General features: G+C 37.0%; 19 protein-coding genes and 1 tRNA gene. 4 read left to right on the top strand and 16 right to left on the bottom strand.

Going from position 1 to position 20,119, the window contains the following annotated elements:
- Positions 1-18: 18 nt before the first annotated feature.
- From H7U22_RS04845 to H7U22_RS04770, 16 genes are all read right to left on the bottom strand, one after another.
- On the bottom strand, positions 19-1,572 hold the full coding sequence (locus tag H7U22_RS04845; protein ID WP_317172938.1) for an ATP-binding cassette domain-containing protein: 1,554 nt from the start codon (positions 1,570-1,572) through the stop codon (positions 19-21).
- A 27-nt stretch (positions 1,573-1,599) separates the two neighbouring features.
- A complete protein-coding gene (leuD, locus tag H7U22_RS04840; protein ID WP_187070217.1) occupies positions 1,600-2,199 on the bottom strand; it encodes a 3-isopropylmalate dehydratase small subunit in 600 nt (199 codons plus the stop codon).
- Positions 2,200-2,260: 61 nt separating this feature from the next.
- Positions 2,261-3,037: a class I SAM-dependent methyltransferase gene (locus H7U22_RS04835; protein ID WP_187070216.1), complete on the bottom strand. Its 777-nt coding sequence runs from the start codon at positions 3,035-3,037 to the stop codon at positions 2,261-2,263.
- 16 nt (positions 3,038-3,053) lie between these two features.
- Positions 3,054-4,490 (bottom strand): 3-isopropylmalate dehydratase large subunit, encoded by a 1,437-nt coding sequence (leuC, locus tag H7U22_RS04830; protein ID WP_187070255.1) that lies wholly within the window; start codon positions 4,488-4,490, stop codon positions 3,054-3,056.
- Between the two features lie 143 nt (positions 4,491-4,633).
- Positions 4,634-6,115, bottom strand: a complete 1,482-nt coding sequence (gene ilvC, locus H7U22_RS04825; RefSeq protein ID WP_187070215.1) for a ketol-acid reductoisomerase — start codon at positions 6,113-6,115, stop codon at positions 4,634-4,636.
- 294 nt (positions 6,116-6,409) lie between these two features.
- Positions 6,410-6,874 (bottom strand): DinB family protein, encoded by a 465-nt coding sequence (locus H7U22_RS04820; protein WP_187070214.1) that lies wholly within the window; start codon positions 6,872-6,874, stop codon positions 6,410-6,412.
- A 150-nt stretch (positions 6,875-7,024) separates the two neighbouring features.
- Positions 7,025-7,663: an acetolactate synthase small subunit gene (gene ilvN / locus H7U22_RS04815; protein ID WP_187070213.1), complete on the bottom strand. Its 639-nt coding sequence runs from the start codon at positions 7,661-7,663 to the stop codon at positions 7,025-7,027.
- A gap of 178 nt (positions 7,664-7,841) precedes the next feature.
- Positions 7,842-9,593, bottom strand: a complete 1,752-nt coding sequence (ilvB, locus tag H7U22_RS04810; protein ID WP_187070212.1) for a biosynthetic-type acetolactate synthase large subunit — start codon at positions 9,591-9,593, stop codon at positions 7,842-7,844.
- Between the two features lie 20 nt (positions 9,594-9,613).
- On the bottom strand, positions 9,614-10,195 hold the full coding sequence (locus H7U22_RS04805; RefSeq protein ID WP_187070211.1) for an ORF6N domain-containing protein: 582 nt from the start codon (positions 10,193-10,195) through the stop codon (positions 9,614-9,616).
- 46 nt (positions 10,196-10,241) lie between these two features.
- Complete coding sequence (gene ilvD, locus H7U22_RS04800) at positions 10,242-11,924, bottom strand: dihydroxy-acid dehydratase (protein WP_187070210.1); 1,683 nt, start codon at positions 11,922-11,924, stop codon at positions 10,242-10,244.
- Positions 11,925-12,167: 243 nt separating this feature from the next.
- Positions 12,168-13,058 (bottom strand): branched-chain-amino-acid transaminase, encoded by an 891-nt coding sequence (gene ilvE / locus H7U22_RS04795; protein WP_187070209.1) that lies wholly within the window; start codon positions 13,056-13,058, stop codon positions 12,168-12,170.
- Between the two features lie 644 nt (positions 13,059-13,702).
- Positions 13,703-13,948, bottom strand: coding sequence for an ATP synthase F1 subunit epsilon (gene atpC, locus H7U22_RS04790; RefSeq protein ID WP_187070208.1), 246 nt, complete (start codon positions 13,946-13,948; stop codon positions 13,703-13,705).
- Between the two features lie 96 nt (positions 13,949-14,044).
- The gene (gene atpD / locus H7U22_RS04785) at positions 14,045-15,547 is read right to left on the bottom strand and encodes a F0F1 ATP synthase subunit beta (RefSeq protein ID WP_187070207.1); all 1,503 of its coding nucleotides are present in this window, start codon (positions 15,545-15,547) and stop codon (positions 14,045-14,047) included.
- 204 nt (positions 15,548-15,751) lie between these two features.
- Entirely contained in the window at positions 15,752-16,327 is a 576-nt protein-coding gene (locus H7U22_RS04780; protein WP_187070206.1) for a hypothetical protein, read from the bottom strand.
- 67 nt (positions 16,328-16,394) lie between these two features.
- Complete coding sequence (locus tag H7U22_RS04775) at positions 16,395-16,991, bottom strand: hypothetical protein (RefSeq protein WP_187070205.1); 597 nt, start codon at positions 16,989-16,991, stop codon at positions 16,395-16,397.
- Between the two features lie 108 nt (positions 16,992-17,099).
- Positions 17,100-17,681 (bottom strand): hypothetical protein, encoded by a 582-nt coding sequence (locus tag H7U22_RS04770; protein WP_187070204.1) that lies wholly within the window; start codon positions 17,679-17,681, stop codon positions 17,100-17,102.
- Positions 17,682-17,757: 76 nt separating this feature from the next.
- Between H7U22_RS04770 and H7U22_RS04765 the strand changes: the two genes are divergently transcribed.
- From H7U22_RS04765 to H7U22_RS04750, 4 genes are all read left to right on the top strand, one after another.
- The gene (locus H7U22_RS04765) at positions 17,758-18,672 is read left to right on the top strand and encodes an SDR family oxidoreductase (RefSeq protein WP_187070203.1); all 915 of its coding nucleotides are present in this window, start codon (positions 17,758-17,760) and stop codon (positions 18,670-18,672) included.
- A gap of 90 nt (positions 18,673-18,762) precedes the next feature.
- Entirely contained in the window at positions 18,763-19,227 is a 465-nt protein-coding gene (locus H7U22_RS04760) for a redoxin domain-containing protein (RefSeq protein ID WP_187070202.1), read from the top strand.
- 147 nt (positions 19,228-19,374) lie between these two features.
- Positions 19,375-19,448, top strand: a tRNA-Arg gene (locus H7U22_RS04755).
- A gap of 76 nt (positions 19,449-19,524) precedes the next feature.
- Positions 19,525-20,094, top strand: a complete 570-nt coding sequence (locus tag H7U22_RS04750) for an adenylate kinase (protein ID WP_187070201.1) — start codon at positions 19,525-19,527, stop codon at positions 20,092-20,094.
- Positions 20,095-20,119: the final 25 nt, after the last annotated feature.

The raw sequence follows: 20,119 nt of genomic DNA, 5'->3' as shown, positions 1-20,119 counted from the left end.
GGTACGAAGCAATCTCCATTAGATAGTACCGTGCAAAAGATTGCTTCGTACTTCGTTATGACGAGTTTTGGTGTTTAAACTTTCGACGATTTTTACCTCGCCGTTTTCTAATAATATTCTTTTTTCCAGGCAGGTTGGCAGCTGCGATTCAAAATGCCCAACATAAATTAAAGTCATTCCGTTACTACACAATTCATCAACCAATTGGTTAAAATGTTGTGTTTGTTGGATGTCCAAACCCTGACAAGGTTCATCTAGAATTAGTAATTCAGGATTTTTAATAATGGTTCTTGCCAATAAAACCAATCTTTGTTTACCCAATGGCATTGTATTTAATAATTCGTTTTTGCTTCCAGTTAATCCGAAATACGCTATCAATTCATCAACCTGAGCACTTTTTGTATAAGGCAATTGCTGAAATAATCCTACTGTATCATAAAAACCTGACGCTATGCTTTGCCAAACGGTCGAAGTTGCATCGAAATACCAATGAAATTCTGGAGAGATTAAACCGATGTGTTGTTTAATATCCCAAATACTTTCACCGCTTCCGCGTCTGTTGCCAAACAAATAAAGTTCGTTCGCATAAGATTGCGGATGATCTCCATTGACCAGACTTAATAGGGTTGACTTGCCTGAGCCATTATGCCCTTGCAACAACCATTTTTCGCCAGCTTTTACTTCCCAATTAATGTTTTTTAAAACCTGCTTTTCTCCATAGCTGATGTTTACATCAACCATTTTAATAATGTTTTGAGATGAATAAACAGGCGATTCTTTAAGAAAATATGGAATTTCTCTTGAATGTTTTTCAGTAGCCGAAACTGTATCAATAGAATCTACTTCAACCAACTGACCATTTTTTATTTCTGCAAAATGGTTTATCGAAGATGGCAATTCTGAATCGTTGCAAATTAAAATCAATTGAACGCCATCAGCTGAAATCTCATCTAATAAAATATTTAAGTTTTTTCGTGATGAGGCATCCAAACCCGTATAGGGCTGGTCGATGATTAAAAATTGAGGTTTTAACCACAATGCTTTAACCAATTGCAATTTTTTATGCTCTCCGCTTGATAATTCGATTAATTGTGAACTGGCGAAAGTTGCAAAATTTAAGGCTTCCAAAATAGGTTCAACATGATCAAAATGAAGTCCGTTTTCTTTGCCAAAACCAACCAATTCTGCATGAACTGTTAAGGTGTCTTTCGCCTGTTGGCTTGTGTAACGCTGTTGATAATAGAAATTGGCAACGCCCTCTAAATTTTTAAATTGATACCAGCTTTCCACAAATAACACTTCTGCCGGTAAATGACTGCCGGTGTCGAAATTAATTTTTACCTCTCCAATTGCATTTTGTAAGCCTGCAATTATTTTAGCTAATGAAGTTTTTCCACTGCCACTAGTTCCTCCTAAAACCCAGTTTTCACTACGGTTTATGTTCCAATTCAAATCCTTTAACACCGATTTTTGTTGGTATTTTAGATTTAAACTTGAAATGGCGACAGAAACCCCTAAATCCCCTAAAGGGGACTTTGACTTTCTATCGTTCATGTTTACCGGACTAGACATTTTTACAATTGCTATTTATTATGGGTTTTAAGCCCCCTTTAGGGGGTTGGGGATTTCAAATTCTTCAATCAAATCTTTTTGTGCCAAAATAAAATCGATATCGTCATAACCATTAATCAGACACGATTTTTTGTAAGCATTAATTTCGAAAGATTCAGCCTCACCGGTTTCGGTAATCGTTACGGTTTGGTTTTCTAAATCTACTGTTAAAGCAGATTTTGCATCTTTATCTACAGCCTTAAAAATTTGTGTTAAAAACTCTTCGCTTACTTGAATTGGCAATAAACCATTGTTTAAAGCATTTCCTTTAAAAATATCGGCGAAGAAACTACTAATCACTACATCAAAACCTGCGTCTTGAATTGCCCAAGCCGCATGCTCGCGACTGCTTCCGCAACCAAAGTTTTTACCGGCGACTAAAACTTGACCACTATAAGTAGGGTTGTTTAAAACGAAATCTGCTTTAGGTTGATTATCGTTTTCGTAACGCCAGTCGCGGAACAAATTTTCGCCAAAACCCTCACGAGTAGTTGCTTTTAAAAACCTTGCAGGGATAATCTGGTCGGTATCAATGTTCTCTATGTTTAAAGGCACAACTGCCGATGTTAATTTTGTGAACTTTTTCATTTTTAAATATGATTTCACTGATTTTAAAGATTACACCGATTAAAGTGTCATCACGTTTTAATTATTTATTTGCTGCAAATACTACAAAGTTGTAATACTGATAATAACAATTTGCATTTTGTAATCCTGCATTTTCAAGCCATTCTAATTGCGGTTTCAAAGGCGCCATAATGTCAACCTTGATTCGCTCAAATGCACTTTGTCTTTCTTCTTCTGTTAAATTCAGGTTCTGCTGAACATGATTTTTCCAGTTTTCTGTATAAATATTTTCTGCCAAATCTGTTTCACCCAATACTTGGTCGGCATTAATAAACCAGCCATTAGGCTTTAATGCTTTTGCTATTTTGCCAAAAAGCTGTTGCTTTAGTTCGTTTGGTAAATGATGAATGGCCAATCCTGAAACCACTAAATCATAATGATTATCAGGTAAGTCGACTGTCGCAAAATCAGCATTCAAAAAGCTGATATTTTCATTTCCTTCAAAGCGTTCTTCAGCTTTTTTAAGCATGGAAGCAGAAATATCAACCAATGTTATTTTAGCATTCGGATATTTTTCATTGAAAAATGCACTCATTAAGCCTGTTCCTGCACCAACATCTAGAATGTTTTTAACCGATTTAACTTCTTCCGACAAGGTTAAAGCAGTACCATAAAAATCATCAAAGCAAGGAATAAGAAAACGCCTTTGTCTGTCGTACTTTTCAGATACGGCATTGAATTGGTTCTGTATTTCTTCCAAAACCCCCAACCCCCTAAAGGGGGCTTTTGACTTTCTACCGTTTAAACCCAAATCCCTAAAGTGGCTTTCCGTTCTATCGTTTATATTTAAAGTTGACATTTTTTACGCTTTCTATTTACTGATACCTTTCAGTTCCCCCTTTAGGGGGCTCGGGGGTTAATAGTTCCCTCACATCGGTAATTACACCTGTTACGGCGGCAGCTGCTGCAGTTAACGGACTAGCCAATAATGTTCTTGAATTTTGCCCCTGTCTGCCTTCAAAATTCCTGTTCGATGTAGAAACACAATATTTTCCTGCCGGAATTTTATCCTCATTCATACCTAAACAAGCACTACAACCGGGTTCGCGTAATTGAAAACCTGCTGCCTCAAAAATTTTGTCTAAACCTTCGTTTATGGCTTGTTGCTCTACTTGTTTTGAGCCTGGAACAATCCAAGCGATTACATTTTCTGCTTTGTGTTTATCTTTTACAAAATCTGCAACCTCACGTAAATCTTCAATACGAGAGTTGGTACAGCTTCCAATGAAAACATAATCAACCGGCTTGCCAATTAAAGATGCATCATCATCAAAGCCCATATAATCTAAAGCTTTTTGATAAGAAAGTTTTTCTTTTTCTGGTTGAGCTTGAGTCGCTGGAATATTTTCTTGAATACCCATTCCCATTCCCGGGTTGGTTCCGTAGGTAATCATTGGTGCAATGTCTGCAGCATCGAATGTTAAAACATTATCGAATTTCGCATCAGCATCGCTATATAAAGTTTTCCAATAAGCTAAAGCTTTATCCCATTCTTCACCTGCCGGCGCAAATTCTCTACCTTTAATGTAATCGAAAGTAGTTTGGTCTGGTGCAATTAATCCACCTCTCGCACCCATTTCGATGCTCATATTACAGATCGTCATACGAGCTTCCATACTTAAAGCCTCGATTGCCGAACCTGCATATTCAATAAAATAACCTGTTCCGCCAGCTGCAGAAATTTGAGCGATGATGTAAAGGATAATGTCTTTTGCACCAACACCTTTTCCCAATTCACCGTTTACTTCGATTTTCATGGTTTTAGGTTTCTGTTGCAATAAACATTGCGTGGCAAAAACCTGCTCTACCTGCGATGTTCCGATACCGAAAGCAATTGCACCAAAAGCCCCATGTGTAGAAGTGTGACTATCGCCGCAAACCATCGTTTTTCCTGGTAAGGTAATGCCCAATTCTGGACCGATTACGTGAACAATGCCCTGAAACGGATGGCCTAAACCATAAAGTTCAATTCCAAATTCTGCACAATTTTTAGTTAGCATATCCACCTGATAGCGTGAAAGCTCTTCCTTAATTGGTAACAATTGGTCTAAAGTCGGTACGTTATGGTCGGCAGTAGCCACCGTTTGTTTCGGACGGAAAACAGGCAAACCTCTTTTGCGCAAACCATCAAAAGCCTGCGGAGAAGTTACCTCGTGTATTAAGTGCGTATCAATGTATAAAATATCAGGAAAACCCTCTTCACTTTTTACAACGTGTGCATCCCAAATTTTTTCTACTAATGTTTGCCCCACCCCGGCCCTCCCCGAAGGAGAGGGAGTAGCATGGCTTCCCGTTGGTTGTGTTAGCATTTTATAATTTTTTGTAAACCTCGCAGGTTTTAGAAACCTGCGAGGTTTGGTTTTGTGTTTTAAAAGCCCCCTTTAGGGGGTTGGGGTTATGCTGTTTTAATTGCTTTCATTGCAGTCATCGCCTTGCGCAAAGTAGCACCAATTTGTTCTACTTCGTGTGAGCGGATAGCCTCATTAACGTCAATTAATTTTCTGTTATCAACGCCGCCATCTTTACCTTCATTAAAGTTTTTACCAACTAAATCAGTATCCACTTTTTTCATGAAATCGCTTAAAAGTGGTTTACAAGCCTGATCGAATAAATAACAACCATATTCGGCAGTATCAGAAATTACACGGTTCATTTCGAACAATTTCTTACGTGCAATGGTGTTTGCGATAAGTGGTGTTTCGTGTAACGACTCATAGTAAGCAGATTCTGGTTTAATACCCGCTTGAACCATCGTTTCGAAAGCCAATTCTACACCAGCTCTAACGAAAGCAACCATCAATAAGTAGTTATCGAAATATTCTTGCTCACCGATTTTAGCATCGCCGGCTGGTGTTTTTTCGAAAGCAGTTTCGCCTGTTTCAGCTCTCCAAGCCAATAGATTTTTATCGCCATTTGCCCAGTCTTCCATCATGATACGGCTAAATTCGCCACTCATAATATCATCTTGGTGTTTTTGGAATAAAGGACGCATAATGTCTTTTAATTCTTCTGAAATTTCGAAAGCTTTAATTTTAGCAATGTTGCTTAGTCTGTCCATCATTGCAGTAATACCGCCTTGTTTTAAAGCCTCTGTAATTACTTCAACGCCATATTGAACCAGTTTAGATGCGTAACCAGCATCAATTCCTTTCTCCACCATTTTGTCGAATGATAGGATAGAACCCGTTTGCAACAAACCACAAAGGATGGTTTGCTCGCCCATTAAATCAGATTTTACTTCAGCAACGAAAGATGATTTTAATACACCTGCTCTATGACCGCCTGTACCAACGGCATAAGCTTTTGCTTGAGCTAATCCTTTTCCTTGAGGGTCATTTTCTGGGTGAACAGCAATTAATGTTGGTACACCAAATCCACGAACATATTCTGCTCTAACTTCGCTACCAGGGCATTTAGGTGCCACCATAATCACGGTTAAATCTTTACGGATTTGCATGCCTTCTTCCACAATATTGAAACCGTGTGAGTACAATAAAGTTGCACCATCTTTCATTAAAGGCATAATTGCATTCACAACAGCCGTATGTTGTTTATCTGGCGTAAGGTTAATTACAACATCAGCAGTAGGAATTAATTCTTCATACGTACCAACTTTGAAATTATTTTCGGTGGCATTTTTCCATGAATCGCGTTTACCTTCGATTGCTTCTTTACGCAAAGTGTAGCTTACATCTAAACCACTATCTCTTAAATTTAAACCTTGGTTTAGGCCTTGAGCGCCACAACCTACAATTACTAATTTTTTACCTTTTAGAGCGCTCACACCGTCCAAAAATTCTGAACTGTCCATGAAATCGCAAACACCTAATTGGTTTAATTTTTCTCTAAGAGGTAATGTGTTAAAATAATTTGACATCGTTTTTATTGGTTAATTTCTATTTATTATCGGTTTATGTTTTATTTCTTTCGGCTTGATTTCACAGATATTGTGATTTCACCGATTAAATTATTTTGAAAAGCAGGTTTCTGTGCTTTTCGGTTTTTTCTGTCCCGCTTTTCGTTTCTGCCGAAGAAAAATCGGCATCCACTTCAATCGGGTTTATTTTACTTCGGTTCGGTTTTTCAAACTAAATCCTCCCCCTGCCCCCTCCAAAGGGGGATACCCCTCAGAGTTCCAAACCCTCATCCATTTTACATCTCACATCTTCCATCAAACTAGGCCTTTTTTCAGCGCCCAAGCATAGCCATAATGAACATTGTCATGTCCAATTGTTGTAATCAGAACTTCTTCAATGCTTTTCATCTCTACACCATAAGTTGAAGTTGAAAATGGACTAATGCTTGCAAACACACCATTGGCGTAATCTTGCTTTATCTTTTCTATGCTTTCTAACGCCAAAGCTTTCAATTCTAAAACTTCTTCTACTGTTACGGTATAAGTAGGGCGAGTATCTTTTTTATAGAACTCATTAAACTTTACCGAACTGGCATCTGCTAAAATTCCAGTGCGCACATAACAAAGCGTTTGGGTGCTCACTATAACGTGGCCAAAATTCCAAATGATGTTATTGTTATAGCCATCCGGAATTTTATTCAATTGTTCGATGGTTAATCCATCTATTAATTGAATAAATGCCTTGCGTGAGTTTATTATAAATTCAAATACTTCGTTCATCTTTTCTATCTTTTCGTCATTGCGAGGCTGGATTGTGTGAGCCGAAGCAATCTAATTTGAATATTCTAAAAAAATTGCTTTTTCGTTGCTCATCGCAATGACGTTCAATTCTTTAAATTGTAACTCGTCAATCTAAGATCTTCAATCTCCTTACATGGTAAATATCTTTCCACCTTTTTCTAAGAACTCGTTTTCTACTAATTCTTCGCCAGGGTCTTCCGCCTCAAATTCTTTCAATTTTTCGTGGAAACCAGCACTATCTTTAATAATCGCCACTCTAGCCGAACGGACAAATTCAATCAGTTCATAAGGTTCAAGTGCTTTTACTAATGCATCCGTTTCTTCTCTATGGCCGGTTACGGCGAAAACTGTATAATCTTTACGAATCACAACAGCACTTGCACCATATTGTCTCAACAGTCTTTCTACCGTTACTTTTTCAGCGATTTCATCTGTAGAAACCTTGTATAAAGCCAATTCCTGCCAAATAATTTCGTCGTTAGTATTGAAATAAACTTTCAAAACTTCAATTTGCTTTTCTATCTGACGGGCAAGTTTTCTAACCACTTCGTAACCCTCGTGGATTACAATGTTAAAACGGTGAATGCCATCAATTTCTGATGCAGAGCTATTTAAACTTTCGATATTGATTTTTCTCTTTGAGAAAATAATCGCAATCCTATTTAGTAATCCGATACGGTTTTCAGCATATACGGTAATGGTATATTCCTGCTTTCCATCTAAGTCAAGCGTATCTTCTGTATATTTTATTTTATCTTCAGTACTCATAAAGCTCCTCCCAACCTCCCCAAAGGGGAGGAGTTAGCAATTCGTTAATGGATGGCTTGCATTTCAATCTGCAAGCATTTTTTATTTTATAGCAGAACTTTAATTTCTGCAGTATCTTTTTGTCTTGCTCTTTCCGAAAGTCCCCTCTCTTCTGGAGAGGGGATTTAGGGGTGAGGCTTTACTTCAATCTAATCTCACTCACGCTCATTCCTTGCGGAACCATTGGGAAAACGTTATTTTCTCTTCCAACCATTACTTCCAAAAGGTAAGAACCCTTATGGTTAATCATGGTTTCTAAAGCCGTTCTCAAATTCTCTCGTTCGTTAACCATTTGTGCTTCTATGTAGTAAGCTTTGGCTAGCGCTACAAAATCAGGACTTGTAATGTTCACGAAAGAGTAGCGTTTATCGTTAAATAACTGTTGCCACTGGCGAACCATGCCCAAAAAGCGGTTATTTAAAATTAGAATTTTTACTTCCGCACCGAATTGCATAATGGTTCCCAATTCCTGTGGCGTCATTTGGAAACCGCCATCACCGATAATGGCAATAACTGTTTTATCCGGCGCACCATATTTGGCACCAATCGCGGCTGGCAAGCCAAAACCCATTGTGCCTAAACCTCCAGAGGTAATATTACTCCGTGTATTGTTAAACTTAGCATAACGGCAGGCCACCATTTGGTGCTGACCAACATCCGTGACAATAATTGCTTCTCCGCCACAAATTTCATTGATGTTTCGCAATACTTCACCCATCGTAATTTCTTCACCTTCGGGATAAAGTTCTGGCGTTATCACCTGGTCTATTTCCTGCTGATTGTAATCTTTGAAAACAGCTAACCAATCTTCGTGTTTATTTTCGTTAACCAATTTGGTTAAGAGTGGAAGTGTTTCCTTACAATCGCCCCAAACACCAACATCGGCTTTAACATTTTTATCTATTTCTGCCGGGTCGATATCTAAATGAACGATTTTTGCCTGCTTAGCGTATTTATCCAGACGGCCGGTTACACGGTCATCAAAACGCATCCCGATGGCAATAATCACATCCGCCTCATTTGTTAAAACATTTGGGCCGTAATTTCCATGCATCCCCAACATACCCACATTTAATGGATGTGAAGTTGGGATAGCGCCCTCGCCCATGATTGTCCATGCAGCAGGAATCCCACTTTTATCGATAAATGCTTTAAATTCTTCTTCTGCGCTACCTAAAATAACACCTTGACCGAATAATACGAATGGTTTTTTAGCTGCGTTAATCAGTTCGGCAGCTTGCTCAATATATTCTACTCTAACTTTTGGTTTTGGGCGATAACTACGAATGTGATTGCATTTTATATATTCAGGAAATTCCTCAATCTGTATTTGTGCATTTTTGGTAATGTCAATCAAAACAGGTCCGGGTCTTCCACTTTTAGCGATATAAAATGCTTTTGCCAAAACCTCTTGAATTTCGTTTGCATCGGTAACCTGATAATTCCATTTGGTAACTGGGGTAGTAATGTTAATTACATCCGTTTCCTGAAAAGCATCGGTGCCTAATAAGTGGGCAAAAACCTGACCTGTAATCACAACTAAAGGTGTGCTATCGATCTGTGCGTCAGCTAATCCGGTAACTAGGTTGGTTGCACCAGGTCCACTGGTGGCGAAACAAACACCCACTTTGCCACTCGTTCTGGCAAAACCTTGCGCAGCATGAATACCACCTTGCTCATGGCGAACTAAAATATGCTCCAATTTGTCTGCATAATCGTAAAGCGCATCATAAATAGGCATGATTGCGCCACCCGGATAACCGAAAATTGTGGTTACGCCCTCTTCAATTAATCCGTTCAACAAAACCTGCGAGCCTGTTCCCTTGAATAATTTTTTCGAGGTTTCTGCTTGGGCCTCGGTCTGTTGTATTGTGTCTTGTGCAGTTTCCATAATTATGTTTTACGGTTCTATTATTCTTTCATTTTAAATCCAATCCGCTCTCTATCTTTCCACTTCAATTGAGCAATTTTCTCATCGAGCATATTGTCCATTGCATCGTAGAGTTCATTTAGTTGAACATCATGTTCCCCAAGTCGCTCTTTAATTTCTAGTATCTGCTCATTAATATTGCTTTGTTTTAGCAAAATTTTCCGAACATCTACAAATGCTCTCATAATGGCAATATTCATATTAATCGCCCTTTCACTTCTCAAAACTCCACTTAGCATGGCTACACCTTGCTCGGTGAAAGCATAAGGTAAATTATCTCTGTGTTTTTGTGAACCGGTCACAAATTGTGACCGGTTCATCATCACAATTTGTGAGGATTGAGTAGTCTCATTTGAGGTTTCAAATTGAAACCTCAAGTTGTTCCATTCTTCTTTTGTGAGTTGAAACATAAAATCTTCAGGGAAACGTAATATATTACGCTTAACTGCTTGATTTAAAACCTTTGTCTCAACTTCATAAAGTGATGCTAAATCGAAATCCAACATTACTCTTTCACCCCTAATTACATAAATTCTACTTTGAATACTTTTGATAATTTGCATGTTGCATTCATTTAAATATTATTTTATTGTCGGGATGACTTCAAATTTAATATTCATCAGTTACGCAACCACTGGCTGCATCTGATACTGTTTTTGCATATTTATAAAGTACACCCTTAGTAACTTTTAAAGCGGGTTGTATATAGTTTTTTCTTCGCTCTGCGATAATTTCTTCGCTAACCATTAAGTTAATGGTGTTATTTACGGCATCGATTTCAATAGGGTCATCATCTTGCACTAAACCAATTAATCCGCCTTTGTAAGCCTCTGGAGTGATGTGACCAACAACGAAACCATGTGTTCCACCCGAAAAGCGACCATCAGTAATTAATGCTATTGATTTGCCTAAGCCTGCGCCAATAATTAGTGAGGTTGGCTTTAACATTTCTGGCATACCAGGTGCTCCAACTGGCCCCTCATTTTTAATCACTACTACATCGCCTGGTTTAATCCTGCCCGAAGAAATTCCGGCAACTAAATCCTTTTCGCCATCAAATACTCGTGCAGGACCTTCAAATTTTTCGCCCTCTTTACCGGAGATTTTTGCAACTGAACCTTTTTCAGCTAAGTTTCCGTAAAGGATTTGCAAGTGACCGGTTGCTTTAATTGGCTCGCTTAATTTTTGGATAATTTTTTGGTCGTAATCCATAATCGATTTTACATCAGCCAAATTCTCAGCCATCGTTTTTCCAGTTACAGTTAAGCAATCGCCATGCAATAAACCCTCGTTTAGCATATATTTCAGCACTGCCGGAATACCGCCATATTGATGCAAATCCTGCATTAAATATTTCCCACTTGGTTTAAAATCAGCAAGTACGGGTGTAACATCACTCATTTTCTGGAAATCATCCTGTGTAATTTCCACGCCAATGGCTTTACCCATTGCAATAAAGTGTAATACAGCATTGGTACTACCACCTAATATAATGATTGAACGGATGGCATTTTCAAATGCTTTTCTCGTCATGATATCAGATGGTTTGATATCTTTTTCTAATAAAATTTTGATGTATTTACCAGTATCTAAACACTCTTGTTTTTTCTCTGCGCTAATCGCTGGGTTTGAAGAGGAGTAAGGTAAACTCATACCCAAAGCTTCAATTGCTGAAGCCATCGTATTTGCGGTGTACATGCCACCACAAGCGCCTGCACCCGGGCAAGTATGTTTGATAATTCCTTGATAATCCTCTTCAGATAAATTACCGCAAATTTTTTGTCCTAAAGCTTCAAAAGCAGAAACAATATTCAATTCTTCGCCTTTATAATGTCCTGGTGCTATTGTACCGCCATAAACCATAATTGATGGACGATCCAAACGAGCCATGGCCATAATCGCACCGGGCATATTTTTATCACAGCCCGGAATAGTGATAATTCCATCATAGTATTGGCCACCACAAATGGTTTCAATGCTATCTGCAATTACATCGCGACTTACCAAAGAATAACGCATACCATCGGTACCATTGCTCATTCCATCACTAACGCCAATGGTATTGAAAACCAAGCCTACTAAATCATTTTTCCAAACCCCAGCTTTAACATCTTTTGCAAGATCGTTTAAGTGCATGTTGCAGGTGTTACCATCGTAACCCATACTTGCAATACCGACTTGTGCTTTAGCCATATCGGCATCAGTTAAGCCAATTCCGTAAAGCATGGCTTGGGCTGCTGGTTGTGTTGGGTCTTGTGTAAATGTTTTACTGTACTTGTTTAATTCGCTCATTGTTTAAAATGTATGTATTCGGTTGTATTCAATTATTTTTTTTGAGGCAAAAAAAAACCGCCTCTATTTGGAGGCGGTTTCGATTTTGTATATTTTTTTCTTTATACGCAACGATATCCACCTCTCTTTTGAGAAATGACAATAATCAGGTTGCTAATAATGTTTGTATTTAAATTCATGTCTTCGACTGAATCACAAACATACTAACTTTTTAAAAAGGCAAAGAACTATTTTAAAATAATATTATATAATAACCTCGTAGTTAACTTTTTCAAGCACAAGGTTTTTGTAAGCACGTTGTATGGTATAACCTATAGATTCTCTCCATAAAGAACGGTAGACGATGTCATCAATCGAGGCTATACCCGCAATTTCGGTAGCCGTTCCACATAGGAAAGCACTATCTGCAGTTTTTAAATCTTCTACCGTTAATTTTTTCTCGATACATTCGATATCTAAAACTGTACAAAGTTCCTTTACAGTTGCTCTGGTGATGCCGGGCAAAATATTTCCTGTTGATGGTGTATAAAGCTTACCATCTTTTTCGATAAAGATATTGGCTCCAGAAGCTTCTGCTACAAATCCATGCATATCTAAAAGAAGTGCCTCATCATAGCCTTTAATGTTTGCGGCAGTAGTTGCTAAGATTGAGTTTACATAATTTCCACTCAATTTCGCTTCCATTGGAGTTGATTTAGGGTTTGGTCTTTCGTAATCAGAAATGGTTAGTTTTAATAGTTTATTACCCGAATAAGCATCCCAATCCCAAGCACAAATTAGAATTGAAACACCTGTAGGTTCGTTCAATTTCATGTTTGGGTGGCAAAAAACCAATGGACGGATATAGGCATCCTTTAATTTATTTAGCGTAAGTAACTTATAGGTTTCTTTGATCAGTTCATCCTTATCCCAAGGAAAAGGAATATTTGCCAATTTGCAAGATCGCTCTAAACGATCAAAGTGAGCCGCTGCTTTAAAAATCCGGTTTCCATTGTGCGTTTTGTAAGATCTGATTCCTTCAAAAGCAGCGTAACCATAATGAAGCGACTGGCCATAAAGATCAGTACTACTTTCTACAGCCTTTTCAAACCGTCCATCAAGATATATAATCGTATTAGAATTATAGTAGTTCATAATACTGTGTTTTGTTATTTAAAAAAAAGCGTCCCGTTTGTATCGGGACGCTTTAGGTATATTTAGTTTTTTAAAATCTATTTAAAAGCCGCCCGTTTTCTTGCCCAGTAAAATATTTAGGAGCAGGAGGTTAAGAAAAAAGACATTTAACAGCACAACATTTCCATCTGCAAATGCAGTAGAGTTATTTATAAATCTGTTATTTTGAATTGTCATTATTTCCTTCTTGTTTATAAAAACCAATTTAGTTTTTGGTTCATTAATATGCAAGAGAAATCAGAAAAAAGTTAAATAAGAATATAATTCTGACATAGATATGTATTTCAGAACATAATTCTTAATAGGTGTAGGATTAGTGATTTAATACCGAACAGCTTAGACCAAATATCAATTCGGTATACGGTATGAATATTATGCTTGCATTACAAATTTTGTATTTTTCGGCGTAAATTTTGTTTTTGATAATAGAAAATTTAAAATTTGAAAGAATTTTAAATTAAGTAAAGCTTAAAAACTCTTAAAGAATAGAGTCCTGTAAATGGTTTTATAATTAGCCATAACTATTAATCTTTTAGAAGAAAGCTAGAAAACAAAAAAGCCTTTTCGAAACGAATCGAAAAGGCTTTAAATGAGGTTATATTATTTTAAGCAATACCTTCTGCTAAAACAACAATCTTATTGTGGATGGCTTCTACTACACCACCTTTAATAAAGAAACGTTGCTCATCAGCTTTATTTGCTCTAATGATAACTTCTCCATCTTCTAAAGTTGAAATGATAGCAGCATGGTCTTTTAAAATCTGAAAAGAGCCTAAAGTACCAGGAACCGTAACTGATGTTACTTCGCCTTCGAAAACTTTTTTATCTGGAGTTAATATTTCTAAATTCATGTGCCCCTCTCTTATCTCCCCAAAGGGGAGAGGATTATAAAATGTTTATATAATGCGCCTTAATTTCCTTCCCTTCGGGGAGGATAGGTGGGGCTTCTAGTTCGCTTCTGCTAATAATTTTTTACCTTTTTCAATTGCATCTTCAATGCTACCAACTAAGTTAAATGCAGCTTCAGGATACTCATCAACTTCACCATCCATAATCATGTTAAATCCTTTGATGGTATCTTTAATATCAACCAAAACACCTTTTAAGCCTGTAAATTGCTCAGCTACGTGGAAAGGTTGTGATAAGAAACGTTGAACACGACGAGCTCTTGATACTACTAATTTATCTTCTTCAGATAATTCGTCCATACCTAAAATCGCGATGATATCTTGTAATTCTTTATAACGTTGTAAAGTTTCCTTAACACGTTGTGCAGTGTTGTAATGCTCGTCGCCTAAAACAGCAGGAGAAAGGATCCGAGAAGTAGAATCCAATGGATCTACCGCAGGATAAATTCCTAGCTCAGCAATTTTACGAGAAAGTACTGTAGTTGCATCTAAGTGGGCAAATGTTGTTGCCGGTGCAGGGTCAGTTAAATCATCCGCAGGTACATATACCGCTTGTACTGATGTAATTGAACCGCGTTTAGTAGATGTGATACGCTCTTGCATTAAACCCATTTCAGTTGCCAATGTTGGTTGGTAACCTACTGCAGATGGCATACGACCTAATAAAGCCGATACCTCAGAACCTGCCTGAGTGAAACGGAAAATGTTATCAACGAAGAAAAGGATGTCTTTTCCAGCGCCTTCGCCATCACCATCACGGAAATATTCTGCAACCGTTAATCCTGATAAGGCTACACGAGCACGTGCACCAGGAGGTTCGTTCATTTGACCGAAAACCAATGTTGCTTTACTTTCTTTTAATTTTTCAGTATCAACTGATTTCAAATCCCATCCACCTTTTTCCATTGAGTGTAAGAATTCATCACCATAGTTGATAACGCCTGATTCGATAAACTCACGAAGTAAATCGTTACCCTCACGAGTACGTTCACCAACACCTGCGAATACTGATAAACCAGCATAAGCTTTAGCGATGTTGTTTACCAACTCCATGATTAATACCGTTTTACCTACACCAGCACCACCGAATAAACCGATTTTACCACCTTTTGCATAAGGCTCTAATAAATCGATAACTTTAATACCTGTAAAAAGCACTTCAGTTTCAGTAGATAAATCTTCGAACTTAGGAGGAGTAGCATGGATAGGGCGACCACCTGTTTTATCAACAGCAGTAATACCGTCAATCGCTTCACCAACTACATTAAATAAACGACCTTTAATTTGGTCGCCTACTGGCATTTTAATTGCTGAACCAGTATCAAGAACCTTCATTCCACGAACCAAACCATCTGTAGAATCCATCGAGATTGCACGAACGCGATCTTCACCTAAGTGCTGTTGAACTTCTAAAACAATTTTTTGTCCGTTTTCTTTCGTTATTTCTAACGCATCAAAAATTTTAGGTAGATGGGCATCATCAGCAAAGCTAACGTCAACCACTGGGCCGATAATTTGTGCTATTTTTCCTAAGTTAGGCATATCTGTTGTGAGTAAATTTATTACAATCAATGAATTAAAGCTGTTTATAGGGGCTCCAATTCGGTTGGCAAAGTTAAGTTATTCTTGCTTAATTTTAAATATATATTATAAATTTTTTCAACAAGGTTAAATGTAACGGTTTCGGACAAAAAAACACCCTGAAAATTTTGAATTTCAAGGTGTTTAAAAGAGAATATTTTAAGGTTAAAAAGTGTAGCCAATTCGCAAACGCAAATCAAATGCTACATCGCTTTCGTTTTGTAAATAACCTGCACTTTTTGCAAAGTAATAACGATAACCCAATCCAGCACCCACTTCGTAGTTGAAATGCTTTCCTATATGCCTTCTAATGCCCCATGATGGAATAATAGAAATATCGCTCACTACGCTAACATCTTTATAGTTTGAAATAACAAACCAATCGGGGTGGAAACTGGTCTTTAGGGATACAAAGTTGCCAGAATTTCCATCGATGCGTTTTGATTTCGAAATTCGTTTTTTAAGGTTGTAATATACACGAGGCTCGACTGTTAAAATTGGAGCAGCTATAAAACCCGTTTTTGGATAAAAACTTCCTCCCCAAAAACCGCCATCGAAACCAATTTCACTTCTAAGCGCTATTGTATTAGAAAGCCTTGATTCATTATAACCATATATTCCAAGCCAGCCAGTTTGAATTCCAAAAACTGACTTTTCGACACTTGGGATAACTTTAGTGGTATCTTGCGCATTGCAGATAAACACGGATAGGATAAATGCAATTGTTGTTATTTTTTTCATGCGGTTAGAATATTGCTGTTTGTAAATTAAAATAAAGATGAGCTTTTTATTGTTCGCTTTATTGGTGTTAAAAGGATATACCAACATTTAAAGAAAGCGATTTTAGGTTTAGTTTGGTGTATTCAAACCTTGACTTGAAATCGCCATAATTATAATCGATAAACTCATGATATATATTCTTGACATTAGTATTATTGAAACCGGTTGAAAAACTCAACGTTTTATGAGCTAAAAATTTCGGTTTGTACTTCCAACCCAAGCCTAAGTTAAAAGCATTTCCAGCATAGAAATTACCTCCAAATTTAGGCGCTAGTCCGTAACTGCTATAAAAGAACAATGTTTTGGGCTTTTCTGTAAAACTATATTGTAGATGAATAAAGATGGGTGTGATTAACAAATTTTTTTGATATTGTAATATTTGGCTAAAAAAGTTAAAGTCTGCGCCTAGTCCAATTGACAATTGACTATCAATATTTTTTCCCACCATCGCACTTATGTGGTATAGGTTTCTTGCCCTACTGCTATAACCATCGCCTGTATATTCTGTAGAAGTTCCAAAAAGTACACCTGCTTCCCCTTTAAAAAAAGTTGTTTTTGTATTGTCCTGTACTAAACAGGAAAATATAAATAATTGAAATGTTAAACTAAAAATTATTTTTTTCATATTATTTTTTGATAACTTCAAACCATTCACCATTTAGCTTGCCTTTATTACTTTATTGATATTGCAAGGTCTACGAGAGAGGAACATTTAATGCATTTCCTATTAGCATTAAAAAGTATAACCAACGCTAAACGCAGGCCATAAAACGTAAAATAAATCATCACCAACACGACTTTTCGAGAAATCATCTTGAGACAACCTAATTAATAAACCTGCTCTATACATTAAACCTCCTTCTGGTTTTTGATGACGATAGCCTAATCTAAGGGTTGAGATTTTAGCCATTTGGTAATGAGTAGTGGATATCTCCTCATTTTGATCTAAAGTATAACCTTTTATCATACTGAAAAAGCCTAGGCCTATCCCTCCCTCAAATAAATTCTTGCTACCTTGATCTTTTCCCCAAAGTAAATTTAGTTCTAATGGAAAAGACCAATTACCATATTTTTCTCCAAAGGTTTTGTTATTTCTTTTTGTCCTTGGCAAAAACTCGAAGCCCACTCTGGGAGCTAATTTTAGATGATTTGAAATGGGAATAATCCGATCATAGTTAACGGAATAAACTATAGCATTACCTAGCGCCTCTATGTAAATGCTGTTCTTTTTAGTGTTTTTATTTGGGCTTGACTCATCTTGAGCGATTGAATGTACGCTGAACATCAAAAAAATTGAGAGTAGTGTTAACTTCATTTTTATATTTGAGTAGAATTAATGTTTTTGTGTCACAAAGGTATTACAATTTACCAATCTTACAACTATAGGGAGTATGAATACGATTACAGTGCTTGTAACAGGTAGCAACGGCCTCTTAGGCCAAAAACTAACGGAAAAAATTTTAGAGGAGGGGAGAGTAAAACTAATTGCTACTTCTAAAGGCAAGAACAGATATCCTACTCAAAATGGGTATCTATATGCAGAAATGGATATTCTGAATCCTGAGCAAGTAAAACAAGTTATTGATAAGTACAAGCCAGATTCAATTATTCATACGGCAGCAATTACAAATGTGGATACTGCCGAAGCAGATAAAGCGCTTTGTCATCGGTTAAATGTAGATGCTGTTCAAACTTTGATCTCGCTATGCGAAGAAAAAAATATTCAGCTGGTTCATTTAAGTACTGATTTTGTTTTTGATGGGGCAAATGGGCCATATAAAGAAGACGATGCGGTTAATCCCTTAAGCTATTATGGCGAATCGAAAGTGATGGCCGAAGAGTTGTTGAAAAATTCGAAAGCGAATTGGGCAATTTTAAGAACGATATTGGTTTATGGCATCACTAACGATATGAGTAGAAGTAACATTGTACTTTGGGCAAAAGGTGCACTAGAAAAAGGATTACCTATTAATGTAGTAAACGACCAATGGCGAATGCCCACTTTGGCTGAAGATTTGGCAGAAGCCTGCATTTTGGCTGTCGAAAAAAATGCTAGGGGAATTTATAATGTATCGGGTAAAGATTACATGAGTATTGCAGATTTAGTGCGAAAAGTTGCCGATTATTGGGCGCTCAATCAATCTATTATTTCGGAAATTAGTTCGGAGAGTTTAAATCAAACGGCAAAACGACCAATAAGGACTGGTTTTGTGCTTGATAAAACGATAAAAGATTTGGGTTACAATCCACATAGTTTTGAAGAAGGACTGAAGATTGTTGATGAGCAGATGAAGAAAAATTACTAGTTCATTTGTCATTAGGTCATTGTGCGAGTGTACTAATGAGGAATGAACAATTGAACTGATGAACAAAAATTAAACATTTAACCATAAAGTATGTCATTACAAGTTGGCGATAAAGCCCCAGATTTTAAATTATACAGTTCTGATTTAACAGAAGTTTCCTTAGCTGCTTTTAAAGGTAAAAAAGTAATTATTCACTTTTTCCCAATGGCATTTACTGGAGTTTGTACAGAGCAGTTGTGTACAATGAGAGATAATTTTAGTTATTATGAAGGGATTGATGCGCAAGTATTAGGCGTCTCTGTAGATTCTCCTTTCTCTTTAGCCAAGTTTAAAGAAGAGCAGAAATATCAGTTCCCTTTATTATCTGATTTTAATAAAGAAGTTTCTAAGGCTTTTGGGGCATTTTACGATGAATTTTTGTTCGGTTTGAAGGGAGTTTCTAAAAGAGGAGCCTTTGTTATTGATGAAGATGGCAAAATTATTTATGCTGAAGTTTTAGAAGATGCCCGTGAGTTGCCTGATTTTAAAGCAATTAACGAAGCGTTAAAATCATAACACATCACCTGTAGAAGTAAGGTTTAGATTTTTTTTCAAATATAATTGCTAATTTAAATCTCAAATCTTACTTTTGCAGTCCGTTAACAAACGGAAACGCAATAAAGATAGAGGATTCAATACTTCTTTTATATTTTGAGCATAATTGCATTTGTAGCTCAATTGGATAGAGCATCTCACTACGGATGAGAAGGTTTGGGGTTCGAATCCCTACAAGTGCACTATTTGGATGAAGCCTTGTCGCCCCATGGCGGTAAGGCTTTTTTTGTTTTGTTAAAGATAACCTAAACCACGTTAATGCTTAATTTAGTTCTCTTTGGCCCTCCAGGGGCGGGTAAAGGCACCCAATCTGAAAAGCTGATTGCAAAATATCAGTTGGTACACGTTTCAACAGGCGATCTTTTTAGAGCACACGTAAAGGGCGAAACCGAATTAGGAAAAAAAGTTAGTCAATTGTTAGCCGAAGGCGAATTAGTGCCTGATGCAATTACAATTGCCATGCTTGAAGAAGAGGTAGATAAAAACCCTGAAGCAAAAGGATTTGTGTTTGATGGTTTTCCGCGTACAGTTCCTCAAGCAGAAGAACTTGATTTATTTTTAGAGCGTAAAGGCAGTAAAATTGCTGGTGTTATTGCTTTAGATGTGGATCAGGAAGAGTTAACAAAACGCATCGCTGAGCGCCATAAAGTTAGTGGTAGACCAGATGATGATGCTGAAAAGTTGAAAAAACGTATTTCAGAATATTTTGATAAAACGATCCATGTTCTGCCATACTACGAGGCACAGGGTAAATTGAACAAAGTAAATGGAATTGGCGAAATAAGTACAGTATATAATGATCTTTGCGCTGTTATTGATCAATACTAAATAATATAATTTTTAAATTAGAACA

This window comes from Pedobacter fastidiosus, from assembly GCF_014306625.1.
In the GTDB taxonomy this organism is placed as follows: domain Bacteria; phylum Bacteroidota; class Bacteroidia; order Sphingobacteriales; family Sphingobacteriaceae; genus Pedobacter; species Pedobacter fastidiosus.
The sequence above is the reverse complement of the archived record's forward strand: the minus strand, read 5'-3'. Positions and strand labels throughout refer to the sequence as shown.